The organism is Streptomyces sp. NPDC005070 (assembly GCF_053600395.1).
The window spans coordinates 1-11,683 of the sequence record NZ_JBSFZS010000176.1; the positions used below are offsets into that span (position 1 = coordinate 1).

An 11,683-nucleotide genomic window follows, 5' to 3' on the forward strand; every position below is an offset into this window, starting at 1 on the left:
GATGGTGAGGAAGTTCAAGATTCGACTCGCTTCCGTCGACGGCGGCTCGGCTCGCGCGTGCGGCGCCCCCTCCCTCGTACGAGAAACCCGGGAACCCTAGGGCGTGTCCGCAAAGTCTCGCCTGCCCGGCGACGCCGGGCCCGCCCTTCGGGCGGACGACGCGACTTTGCGGACACGCCCTAGAACTTGTTGCGCGGGGTGATGCCCAGCGACATGCCCGACAGGCCGCGCTGGCGGCCGCCCAGCTTGCCCGCGATGGCGCGCAGGGCCGAGCCGGCGGGGGAGTCGGGGTCGGTCAGGACGACCGGCTTGCCCTCGTCGCCGCCCTCGCGCAGACGGACGTCGATCGGAATGGAGCCGAGGACCGGCACGGTCGCTCCGGTGGTGCGGGTCAGGCCGTCGGCGACCGACTGGCCGCCACCGGTGCCGAACACGTCGACCATCTCGTCGCAGTGCGGGCAGGGCAGCCCCGACATGTTCTCGACCACGCCCACGATCTTCTGGTGGGTCTGCACGGCGATGGACCCGGCCCGCTCCGCCACCTCGGCCGCCGCCTGCTGCGGGGTCGTCACGACCAGGATCTCGGCGTTCGGGACGAGTTGGGCGACGGAGATCGCGATGTCGCCGGTGCCCGGCGGGAGGTCGAGGAGCAGGACGTCCAGGTCACCCCAGTACACGTCCGCCAGGAACTGCTGGAGGGCGCGGTGCAGCATCGGGCCGCGCCAGACCACCGGCGCGTTGCCCGGGGTGAACATGCCGATGGAGATGACCTTCACACCGTGCGCGGACGGCGGCATGATCATGTTCTCGACCTGGGTCGGCTTGCCGTCCGCACCGAGCATGCGCGGCACCGAGTGGCCGTAGATGTCGGCGTCCACGACACCCACCTTGAGCCCGTCGGCGGCCATCGCGGCCGCCAGGTTCACGGTGACCGAGGACTTGCCGACACCGCCCTTGCCCGAGGCGACCGCGTACACGCGGGTGAGCGAGCCGGGCTTGGCGAAGGGCACCTCGCGCTCGGCGGTCCCGCCCTTCAGCGCGGTCGCCAACTCGCGGCGCTGCTCGTCGCTCATCACGTCGAGTTCGACCTCGACGGCGCTGACGCCCTCGACCCGGGAGACCGCCTCCGTAACCCGCTGGGTGATCGTGTCGCGCATCGGGCAGCCGGAGACCGTCAGGTACACGGCAACCGCGACCACGCCATCCGCACCGATCGTGACCGATTTGACCATCCCCAGTTCGGTGATGGGTCGGTTGATCTCGGGGTCGTTCACCGTCGCCAGTGCTTCGCGCACCGCGTCTTCCGTAGCCATAGGGACGATGGTACGGCGCGACCCATGTGCCCCGGAAAGCCCTGTCACCGGTCGTCTACGTCACGTCCCCGCGACCGATCCGCCGGGAATACGACGCGGTCGTCCCCGTGGCCGTCGGGATGGCGGTCCTCCAGGTCCTTGACCAGGTCCTGGAGCTCGTTGCGGATCCAGTCGCGGGTGGCGACCTCGCCCAGGCCCATCCGCAGCGCGGCGATCTCGCGGGTGAGGTACTCGGTGTCGGCGATGGACCGCTCGTTCTGCTTGCGGTCCTGTTCGAGGTTGACCCGGTCGCGGTCGTCCTGCCGGTTCTGCGCGAGCAGGATCAGCGGGGCGGCGTAGGAGGCCTGGAGCGACAGCATCAGGGTCAGGAAGATGAACGGGTAGTTGTCGAAGCGCAGGTCGCCCGGCGCGAAGATGTTCCAGACGACCCACAGGATGATGACGACCGTCATCCAGACGATGAACCGTCCGGTGCCGAGGAAGCGGGCGATGCGCTCGGAGAGCCGCCCGAAGGCCTCCGGGTCCCACTCGGGCAGCAGCCTGTGCCGCGGCGGCTTCGGCTGGTCGAGCCGGGTGCGCGGGCGGGGGGCCGCCGTCGCCCCCGTGGCGGCCCGCTCACGGGCCTCACGGTCGGGCGCCATGGCGTCCCTCTCCGCCCCGCGGGCCCTCCGGCTCCCCACGGCCGTCCGCGGGGCCGCGGCCCTCCTCGGGGACGCCCTTACGGCCGCTCCTGTCGGTCGCGTCCGTCCCGCGCCCGTCGCCGTCGTCGTCCCGCTCCGCGTGCATGCTTTCGTGCACGCCCTCGTCGAGGTGGAACTCCGTCTCCCGCCAGTCCTCGGGCAGCATGTGGTCCAGTACGTCGTCCACGGTCACGGCGCCGAGCAGCGAGCCGCTCTCGTCGACGACGGGGGCCGCGACCATGTCGTACGTCGCGAAGAACCCGGCGACCACCGGCAGCTCGTCCTCCGGGGCCAGCGGCTGGAGGTCGTCGTCGACGAGCGAGCCGACCAGGGTGGGCGGCGGATCGCGCAGCAGCCGCTGGAAGTGCACCGCCCCCAGATACTTGCCCGTCGGGGTCTCGTCCGGCGGGCGGCACACGTACACCTGGGCGGCGAGCGCGGGGGAGAGGTCGGGGTTGCGGACCCGGGCGAGAGCGTCGGCGACGGTCGCGTCGGGCCGCAGCACGATGGGCTCGGTGGTCATGAGGCCGCCCGCCGTCCGTTCCGCGTAGGCCATCAGCCGCCGGACGTCCGCCGCCTCGCCGGGCCGCATCAGCGTCAGCAGCCGCTCCACGTCCTCGGTGGGCAGCTCGGCCAGCAGGTCGGCCGCGTCGTCGGGGTCCATCGCCTCCAGGACGTCCGCCGCGCGCTCCTCCTTGAGCTTGCCGAGGATCTCGATCTGGTCGTCCTCGGGCAGCTCCTCCAGGACGTCGGCGAGGCGGTCGTCGTCGAGCGCGGCGGCCACCTCGCCGCGCCGCTTGGGCGACAGGTGGTGCAGCACGTTCGCGAGGTCGGCGGGCCGGAGCTGCTCGAAGGTGGCCAGCAGGCTCTCCGCGCCCTGTCCGTGCTCCTCCAGCGAGAAGCCGGTGACGGAGGACCAGTCGACCGTCATCGTCTCGCCCTTGGCCCGCCGGAAGGCGCCGGCGCGGCCCTTGCGCACGAAGACCCGGCCGATCTCCCACTCCCTGCGGGCCGGGAGCTGCTGGATGGACACGTCCAGGACCGTCACCTCCTCACCCGTCTCGACGAGGGTCACGAGCCGGTCGAGCAGCTCGCCGAAGACGAGCCGTTCGGTGGGCCGCTGCTCGAAGCGGCGCACGTTCAGGACGCCGGTCGTGATGACCTGGCCGGACTCGATGCCGGTCACCCGGGTCATGGGCAGGAAGATGCGGCGGCGCGTGGACAGTTCGACGACGAGGCCGAGCATGCGCGGCGGCCGGCGTCCGACGCGGAGCATGGCGACGAGGTCCCGCACACGGCCCACCTGGTCGCCGTTCGGGTCGAAGACGGCGACACCGGACAGGTGCGAGACGAAGATCCGGGGGGCGGCTGCGGCCATGCCCGGGCCTCCTTCGCTTCGATGCGTTCTGTGCCGGTCTGTCCGCTCGGGTGGGCTTCAGGCTAGCCCGTCCCGGTCGGGTACGCCCTGGTGGGCGGTCCGGACGGACTGCCTCCGCCGGGCGGGTGCCGCACCGGTACGCTGCCGTACGCCGTTTGAGGACCGCGCACGAGAGGCAGCCCCACCTGTGACCGCAATTCCCCAGGGCCGTTCCAGCAGAGCCCTGACGGTGGCCGCGATGTGCGCACTGGCCGTGACAGCGACGGGTCTGACGGGGTGCGGCAGCGAGGACCCGGACGCGGGCACGAACGGGGTCGGCAAGCTGTCCGCCGCCGCCATCCAGGCGCAGGCGAAGTCGGCGGCCGAGAAGGCGTCGACCGTGCGGCTCTCCGGGACCGTCGTCTCGGGCGGCACCACGTACACCCTCGACATGCGCCTCAAGTCCGACGGCGGCAGCGGTTCGGTCACCTCCAAGGGCGCCGGTTTCCGGCTGCTGCGGGTCGGCAAGCACCTCTTCCTCAAGGCGGACGCCGAGTTCTGGGCCCATGAGGACGGCGAGAGCGACGGCAAGCCGACGGACACCGCGGCGGCGGACAAGCTGGAGGGCATGTACGTGAAAGTGCCGACCGGCGACCCCGTGTACAAGCGCTTCAGCGGCTTCACCGACAAGGACGTCCTGCTCGACGGGCTGCTCGCTCTGCACGGCACCCTCGCGAAGGACGGACACCACGAGCAGGAGGGCGTCCGCACGATCCGCATCTTCGGCGACAAGGGCGCGGGCGGCACCCTGGACGTCTCCCTCACGGGCACCCCGTACCCGGTCCTGCTCGGGCGCGCGGGCAACGCCGGCACCCTCCGGCTGACCGACTGGGGCAAGGACTTCCCGCTCGCGGAACCGCCGAAGAAGGACACGGTCGACTACGGGCAGCAGCTCCCCTCGTCGTGACCCGGCCCGGCCCGCGAGTCGGGCGGAGCCGCCCCTCCGGCCGCCGTTCCGGTCGGTCCCACCTCTGCCCAGCCGCCGTTCCGGTCGGCCCCACCCGGTCCGCGAGCGCAGGCCGCCGGGCGACAGGCCCTAGCCCCGCTTGCGCCGCTTCAGCAGGAGGCGGGGGAGCGCCGCCGGCACCGGACGGCGGGTCGTCGCCGGAGACGGCAGCGGCCGTTCGGCGAGCGAGCCCTCGGGCAGCCCGGCGGTCGCGCCCGTCGGTTCCAGGCGCACCACCCGGCATTCGCGCGCCCAGCGCTCCGGCATGGCCTCGCCGTCCGGGGCGTTCAGCCGCTTGCCCTTGAGCTCCCCGACGGCCGCCTCCCACCCGGGGGTGCCCGCGGTGAGTTCCACGACCGTGGCGGACCAGGAGACGAGCCGCCCACCCTTGTCCTTGCTGCGTACGGTGACGACCGCGTGCCCTCCGTCGGCCAGCCCCGGCAGCGGCTGCTCGCCGGGCCCGTCGCCGACCAGGCAGGCCGCGCCGTCGTGCCACACGTGCCACAGCGCGCGGGTGGGCCCCTCCTCGCCCGGACCGGCCGGCGAGGGCGCGTCCGCGCCCCGTACCCAGATCAGCCCGGACTTCTTGGTGGCCTCCTCGACGAGGGCCTGGTCGAGCAGCTCTTGCGTCATGGGGCTCAGACTATCCAGCCCGCGCTACAGCCAGCCGTTGCGCTTCAGGATGCGGTGGATGGACAGACAGAGGCCGACGGTGATGCCCATGACCACCGGGTAGCCGTAGCGCGCGTGCAGTTCGGGCATGTGCTCGAAGTTCATGCCGTACACACCGCACACCATCGTCGGTACGGCGACGATGGCGGCCCACGAGGTGATCTTGCGCATGTCCTCGTTCTGCGCCACGGAGGCCTGGGCGAGGTTCGCCTGGAGGATCGAGTTGAGCAGTTCGTCGAAGCCGAGCACCTGCTCCTGCACGCGCGCGAGGTGGTCGGCGACGTCGCGGAAGTACTTCTGGATGTCGGGGTCGATCAGCCGCATCGGGCGCTCGCTCAGGAGCTGCATGGGCCGCAGCAGCGGCGACACCGCCCGCTTGAACTCCAGCACCTCGCGCTTGAGCTGGTAGATCTGCCCGGCGTCCGTGCCGCGCGGGGTGCCCTTGCGGCCCGGCGAGAACACCTCGGTCTCGACCTCGTCGATGTCGTCCTGGACGGCGTCCGCGACCGCGATATAGCCGTCGACGACATGGTCGGCGATCGCGTGCAGCACCGCCGAGGGGCCCTTGGTGAGCAGCTCGGGGTCGTCCTGGAGGCGGTGCCGCAGCGCGCGCAGGGAGCCCTGCCCGCCGTGCCGGACGGTGATGAAGAAGTCCCCGCCGGTGAAGCACATGACCTCGCCGGTCTCGACGATCTCGCTGGTCGCCGTCAGCCGGTCGTGCTCGACGTAGTGGATGGTCTTGAAGACGGTGAACAGGGAGTCGTCGTAGCGCTCCAGCTTGGGCCGCTGGTGAGCCTGGACGGCGTCCTCGACGGCCAGCGGGTGCAGCCCGAACTCGCGGGCGATACCGGCGAATTCGTCCTCGGTGGGCTCGTGCAGACCGATCCACGCGAAGCCGCCGTCGCGCCGCACCTGACGCATCGCCTCCTGCGGCGTGAGCGGTACGCGCGTGTCGACGCGGGCACCGTCGCGGTAGACGGCGCAGTCGACCACGGCCGACGGAGTGGCGGGGTCACGGGTGGTGTCGTACGAGCCACTGTCCTTGCGCAGGGACGGGCGGGGGCGGACCGCGGCACGCAGGTCACGGATCATCGACATGGCAGGCTCCTTCTCGCAACGGAGGCGGCCGGCGACGGTTGGAACTACCCGGAATGGGGACGTCCTGACTGCGGATGTTTGGCACGTCCACAAAGCGGGGAGCACCGCACCGTCGTGTTGGCGGCTTCGCTGTTGATTCAGATCAGGCAGATCAGGGGTTCAGATCGGACAGATCAGGCGGAAACGAAGCGCTCTTCCGTAGTGCACCGGGCAACGCTGACACGTGTGCACTTGATTGCGGGAGGCGGCAGCCGGCAGGGCTGAGAAACCCGGCGGAACCAGCTACGAACTCAGCGACAGGAAGAGCGGGTGGTACTGCACGATCGACTTCGATCCATTGCAGCCCCACCTCCTCCGGTCGGTCCCCCGTGAGGGACGGTCCATCCCCCGAAGGGGAGTCTGTCTCCCTCCGAAGGGGAGTCAGATCAGTCTCAGTGCGCCGGAGTCAGGGAGCAACTCCCGCAGTGCCGATGAGGGCCTGGGGGCCTCAGTCATGCACTGCTCCGACCAGCGGCCAAGAGTATCAGCGCACCGATACGTCAACCCCCCGCTTTGCGCGTTGTTGACCGGGGTCCGGTGCACCGTGGCGGAATTGACGCGGCCTATGCTCGGTTCATGGCTGATGTTCTTCCTCTGGTCGAGGCCCGTTTGCGCTCAGCGCTGGGCGAACCCGACGCGCGGGCCGCGGTCACCTTTCTGGGCACCGACCGTATCGAGGTGCTGCGCTTCACCGAGGGCGACATCGTGCGCTACGCCACACTCGGCATGTCCGCCCAGCCGATGGCGGACCCCACCGCCGTGCTCGCCGATCCGGTGAAGGGCCCGCGCGCCGAGCTGGTCCTCTCGGTCCGCCCGTCCGGGGCCGACACCGACAAGGTGCTCCGCCCGATGGCCGTGCTCGCCGCCTCCCCCCAGGTCGAGGGTCTGATCGTGGCCCCGGGCGCCTCGCTCGACGTGGGTGAACCCCTGTGGCCCGGCGCGCCGTTCACCTCCGTCCTGGTCGCCGAGGCCGGTGGTCTGGTGGAGGACCTGGAGCTGGACGCTCCCGCCGACCCCGTACGTTTCCTGCCGCTGCTCCCCATGACGCCCAACGAGGCCGCCTGGAAGCGCGTCCACGGCGCCGGCGCCCTCCAGGAACGCTGGCTGAACGGCGGAACGGACCTGCGCGATCCGCTGCGCAGGTCCGTCGCCCTGGACTGACCGGTCACGCGACGCCGTGTGTGGCGGGCCGTCACATCCCGCTCACCGGCGTCAAGTCCCGTTCGCCGGCGTCAAGTCCCGCTCCGGTCCGTCAAGTCCCTGTCCCGACCGCTCAGTTGGCGAAGACGGTGACGCCGTCCTCGGTGGCGTGGACCGGCTCCAGCTCCTCGGCCTTCCCGGTGAGCGCCGTACGCCGTACGTAGACCACCGCAGCACCCAGCAGCGCGGTGACCGCGGCGACCACGAACGGGGCGCGGATGTTGCTCCACTCCTCGATCTTCGGGGCGAAGTACGGCGCCGCCGCGGCCGCGAACCAGCGCACGAAGTTGTAGCCGGCGCTGGCCACCGGGCGCGGGGCGTCGGAGACCCCGAGGGCCAGTTCCGTGTAGACGGTGTTGTTCACCCCGATGAAGGCGCCGGACAGGATCGTGCAGACGATCGCGGTGGTGTGGTCGCCGTAGCCCAGGACGAGCACGTCGGCGGCGAGCAGCACCAGGGAGCCGCCGAGCACCTTCAGCGAGCCGAACCGCGCCTGCATCCGGGGCGCCACGATCACCGAGAAGACCGCGAGCAGCAGACCCCAGCAGAAGAACACCGCGCCGGATTTGTACGGCGTCATGTTCAGCACGAACGGGGTGAAGGCCAGCACGGTGAAGAACGTGTAGTTGTAGAAGAACGCGGAGGCCGCGGCGGAGGCGAGACCGCCGTGGCCGAGGGCGCGCAGCGGGTCGAGCAGTGAGGTCCTGCGTGCGGGCTTCGGCTGCTCCTTCAGGAACGCCGTGATGCACAGGAAGCCGACCGCCATCAGGAAGGCGGTGCCGAAGAACGGGTAGCGCCAGCTCGCGTTGCCGAGCAGGGCGCCCAGCAGCGGCCCGCAGGCCATGCCGAGGCCCAGCGCGGACTCGTACAGCAGGATCGCGGCGGCGCTGCCGCCGGCCGCCGCGCCGACGATGACGGCGAGTGCGGTGGAGACGAACAGCGCGTTGCCGAGTCCCCAGCCGGCCCGGAAACCGACGAGCTCGCCGACCGACCCCGAGGTGCCGGCGAGGCCGGCGAAGACCACCACGAGGGCGAGACCGAGCAGCAGGGTCCGCCGCCCGCCGATCCGGCTGGAGACGAAGCCGGTCAGCAGCATCGCGAAGGCGGTGATCAGGAAGTACGAGGTGAACAGCAGGGACACCTGGCCGGCGGTGGCGTCCAGTCCCTGGGCGATCGACGGCAGGATCGGGTCGACGAGTCCGATGCCCATGAAGGCGACGACGGACGCTCCGGCGGTCGCCCAGACGGCCCTCGGCTGACGCAGGAGGCCACCCGCGCCCGCGTCGAACGTGTCGCCCTCCGCGGGGCCTTCCATGCTGTTGATCATGCCCGCTCCCTCACTGTGTGCCGACTGGATCGTTGGCTTATGCACATAATAAGTTAGGTGGGCTAATAAATGCAAGATACATGTAGTTTCTCGGCGTGGCCGGGCCATGCCGGACGGGTGATCGTCCTTGACGCGGGCAAGGACGGGGAGGACCGTTGGGCCCTATGAGGGGCGAACCCAGTTGCCCGAAGTGTGGTGGCCGGGTCAGGGCTCCCGGCCTTTTTGCCGATTCCTGGCAGTGCGATGTGCACGGCACGGTGCATCCACTGCAGCCCGTGATCCCGCCCAGCGTCGAGGCCCTCGGTGTGGTCGTGCACCGCGCCCGGGTACCGGTGTGGATGCCGTGGCCCCTGCCGGTCGGCTGGCTGTTCACCGGAGCGGCGTTCGCGGGGGACGATCGCAGCGGGGGCAGGGCCACCGTCATCGCCTGCTCGGGACCGGGGCCGCTGGGCGGCATGGGCGAGCTGATCCTCGTCGCCGAGGAGCTGGGCGTCGGTCTCGGCGCGCGGTACGCGGGCATGGACGGCCCCGACCCCGGCCCGTACATGAGCGTCGAGAAACCGCCTCAGGCCAAGGTCCTCGCGGCCGGCCGGCCCACCCCGCTCTGGCACGTCTCCGGCTCCCCCGACGACCGCGCCGTGTTCGCGGGCGAGGCGCTGGGGCTGTGGCTGTGGGCGGTCGTGTGGCCCGAGCAGACCGGACTGCTGATGTACGACGAACTGGTCCTGACGGACCTGCGCGACGCGGGCGCGGAGGTCGACCTGCTGCCCTGCGGAGCGCTGTCGCCGCGCATTCTGGAGCCGTAGGCCGTGTCCGGCCCGGCGCCGTGCACCGCGGCGCCCGGACGGGGCGTGTCCGGAGACGGCGGAGCGCAGGGGTCGTCGGCCGTGCCCGGACGTCGGGGAGTGTAGGGGGTGCTCCCCCGGTGCGGGTGTGACAGTGGGGGGTCGGTTCCCGCTATCCTTGAGCGTCCCGCCCGTTCCGTCACCGCCTGGAGTCCGCGTAGTGCGTATCGACCTGCACGCCCACTCCACCGCCTCCGACGGTACGGACACCCCGGCCGAGCTGGTGCGTAACGCCGCCATCGCCGGTCTGGACGTCGTCGCGCTGACCGACCACGACACCACACGCGGCTACGCCGAGGCGGTCGCCGCGCTGCCCGAGGGGCTCACCCTCGTCACCGGCGCCGAACTCTCCTGCCGGATCGACGGCATCAGCATGCACATGCTGGCCTACCTCTTCGACCCCGAGGACGCGGCCCTGCTCGCCGAGCGCGAACTGGTGCGGGACGACCGGGTGCCGCGGGCCCAGGGGATGATCGCCAGACTCCAGGGGCTCGGCGTGCCGATCACCTGGGAGCAGGTGGCGCGCATCGCGGGCGACGGATCGGTCGGCCGCCCGCACGTCGCGTCCGCGCTGGTCGAGCTGGGCGTCGTCGACAGCGTCTCCGACGCCTTCACCGAACAGTGGCTCGCCGACGGGGGCCGCGCCTACCTCCCCAAGCACGAGACCGACCCCTTCGAGGCGATCCGGCTGGTCAAGGGGGCCGGAGGCGTCACCGTCTTCGCTCACCCCGCCGCCGCCAAGCGGGGCCGGACCGTGCCGGAATCGGTCATCGCGGAGCTGGCCGGCGCGGGCCTCGACGGCATCGAGGTCGACCACATGGACCACGAGCCGGCCACGCGGGCGCGGCTGCGCGGTCTGGCCTCCGAACTGGGGCTGCTGACCACGGGCTCGTCCGACTATCACGGCAGCCGCAAGACCTGTGTGCTCGGGGAGTTCACGACCGACCCCGAGGTCTACGGGGAGATCACCCGCCGCGCCACCGGGGCGTTCCCGGTACCGGGCGCGGGCGGAGCGGCCTGAGTCTCCGGACGTTCCGCGCCACACCGGTCCGGCCGAGCCGCCCCTGACCACGACCGCGTGTCCGCGGCCGAGTCCGTAGCGACGGGCCGGTGTCGTCGGAACCGGTGCGTGAGGCCCGTACGAACCGGGCCGATGCCGTAAGGCTCTTGGCGCGCCCTCCGCCGCTGGCCGCCGCGGCGCGCGTGCCGACACGCGCGCCCGGTCCTGCGGATGTCACGTGCGTCTCGGTGCGCCGCCCGGCCGCGTCCCGGTGACCCGGTCGTCCCGGGGTCGTGTCCGGCACCGCAGGTCGTGCTCCCCGTTGCGCGGCGCGGTACCGGTCGTGCCGCCCCGTCCCGCGCCGCGGGACCGGTCGTACCCCCGTCCCGCGCCGCGGGGCGACTGCCCGAAACGGTGGCCGGAAGACCCGCCCACCCTCCTCCAACCACCTCGCAAGGCTGCCCTCACCATGTTCGACGTCGCCGTCTTCGGCTCCCTCTTCCTCACGCTCTTCGTCATCATGGATCCCCCTGGGATCACCCCGATCTTCCTGGCGCTCACCGCCGGCCGCCCCGCCCGGGTGCAGCGGCGGATGGCCGTCCAGGCGGTCTGCGTCGCCGGCGGTGTCATCACCGTCTTCGGGCTCCTCGGGCACCAGATCCTGGACTATCTGCACGTCTCCGTGCCCGCGCTGATGATCGCGGGCGGACTCCTGCTCCTGCTCATCGCGCTCGACCTGCTCACCGGCAAGACGGACGAGCCGAAGCAGACCAAGGACGTCAACGTCGCCCTCGTACCCCTCGGGATGCCGTTGCTCGCCGGGCCCGGCGCGATCGTGTCCGTGATCCTCGCGGTGCAGAAGGCCGACTCGGTCGCCACCCAGGTCTCCGTGTGGACCGCGATCCTCGCGATCCACGTCGTGCTCTGGGTCGTGATGCGCTACTCGCTGCTGATCATCCGCGTCATCAAGGACGGCGGAGTGGTCCTGGTGACCCGGCTCGCGGGCATGATGCTCTCCGCCATCGCGGTGCAGCAGATCATCAACGGCGTCACCCAGGTGATCCGGGGGAGCTGACCGGCTTCTGTCCGGCCCGGACGCCCAGACGTCCCGGCCGGACACGCAGAGCCCCGCACGGCATCGCCGTG

The 11,683-nt window shown here is 71.5% G+C and carries 11 protein-coding genes; 5 read left to right on the forward strand and 6 right to left on the reverse strand.

What is annotated here, in order from left to right:
* Window positions 1-179: 179 nt before the first annotated feature.
* From ACWEBX_RS34210 to ACWEBX_RS34220, 3 genes are read right to left on the reverse strand one after another with little or no spacing between them, the layout of a single operon-like run.
* Window positions 180-1,313, reverse strand: coding sequence for an Mrp/NBP35 family ATP-binding protein (locus tag ACWEBX_RS34210; RefSeq protein ID WP_451888651.1), 1,134 nt, complete (start codon window positions 1,311-1,313; stop codon window positions 180-182).
* A gap of 44 nt (window positions 1,314-1,357) precedes the next feature.
* Window positions 1,358-1,954: a DUF1003 domain-containing protein gene (locus tag ACWEBX_RS34215; RefSeq protein ID WP_451888652.1), complete on the reverse strand. Its 597-nt coding sequence runs from the start codon at window positions 1,952-1,954 to the stop codon at window positions 1,358-1,360.
* Window positions 1,938-3,371 (reverse strand): magnesium transporter MgtE N-terminal domain-containing protein, encoded by a 1,434-nt coding sequence (locus tag ACWEBX_RS34220; protein WP_451888653.1) that lies wholly within the window; start codon window positions 3,369-3,371, stop codon window positions 1,938-1,940. Before ACWEBX_RS34220 ends, ACWEBX_RS34215 begins: the two co-directional genes overlap by 17 nt.
* Window positions 3,372-3,558: 187 nt before the next feature.
* Here ACWEBX_RS34220 and ACWEBX_RS34225 point away from each other — a divergent pair, with 187 nt between their 5' ends.
* A complete protein-coding gene (locus ACWEBX_RS34225) occupies window positions 3,559-4,317 on the forward strand; it encodes a hypothetical protein (protein WP_451888654.1) in 759 nt (252 codons plus the stop codon).
* 129 nt (window positions 4,318-4,446) lie between these two features.
* Here the strand turns inward: ACWEBX_RS34225 and ACWEBX_RS34230 are convergent, their stop codons facing one another.
* Both ACWEBX_RS34230 and ACWEBX_RS34235 read right to left on the reverse strand, forming a co-directional pair.
* Window positions 4,447-4,989 carry a hypothetical protein gene (locus ACWEBX_RS34230; RefSeq protein WP_451888655.1) on the reverse strand — a complete coding sequence of 181 codons (543 nt, stop codon included), beginning with the start codon at window positions 4,987-4,989 and terminating at the stop codon, window positions 4,447-4,449.
* A gap of 24 nt (window positions 4,990-5,013) precedes the next feature.
* Entirely contained in the window at window positions 5,014-6,126 is a 1,113-nt protein-coding gene (locus ACWEBX_RS34235) for a magnesium and cobalt transport protein CorA (protein ID WP_451888656.1), read from the reverse strand.
* 615 nt (window positions 6,127-6,741) lie between these two features.
* Between ACWEBX_RS34235 and ACWEBX_RS34240 the strand changes: the two genes are divergently transcribed.
* Window positions 6,742-7,326: a suppressor of fused domain protein gene (locus ACWEBX_RS34240; RefSeq protein ID WP_451888657.1), complete on the forward strand. Its 585-nt coding sequence runs from the start codon at window positions 6,742-6,744 to the stop codon at window positions 7,324-7,326.
* Between the two features lie 112 nt (window positions 7,327-7,438).
* Here ACWEBX_RS34240 and ACWEBX_RS34245 read toward each other — a convergent pair whose 3' ends face one another.
* Window positions 7,439-8,692 carry an MFS transporter gene (locus ACWEBX_RS34245; RefSeq protein ID WP_451888658.1) on the reverse strand — a complete coding sequence of 418 codons (1,254 nt, stop codon included), beginning with the start codon at window positions 8,690-8,692 and terminating at the stop codon, window positions 7,439-7,441.
* A gap of 164 nt (window positions 8,693-8,856) precedes the next feature.
* Here ACWEBX_RS34245 and ACWEBX_RS34250 point away from each other — a divergent pair, with 164 nt between their 5' ends.
* From ACWEBX_RS34250 to ACWEBX_RS34260, 3 genes are all read left to right on the forward strand, one after another.
* Window positions 8,857-9,498, forward strand: coding sequence for a DUF6758 family protein (locus ACWEBX_RS34250; protein WP_328671270.1), 642 nt, complete (start codon window positions 8,857-8,859; stop codon window positions 9,496-9,498).
* A gap of 199 nt (window positions 9,499-9,697) precedes the next feature.
* Window positions 9,698-10,558, forward strand: a complete 861-nt coding sequence (locus tag ACWEBX_RS34255; RefSeq protein WP_451888659.1) for a PHP domain-containing protein — start codon at window positions 9,698-9,700, stop codon at window positions 10,556-10,558.
* A gap of 448 nt (window positions 10,559-11,006) precedes the next feature.
* A complete protein-coding gene (locus tag ACWEBX_RS34260; RefSeq protein WP_328448522.1) occupies window positions 11,007-11,612 on the forward strand; it encodes a MarC family protein in 606 nt (201 codons plus the stop codon).
* Window positions 11,613-11,683: the final 71 nt, after the last annotated feature.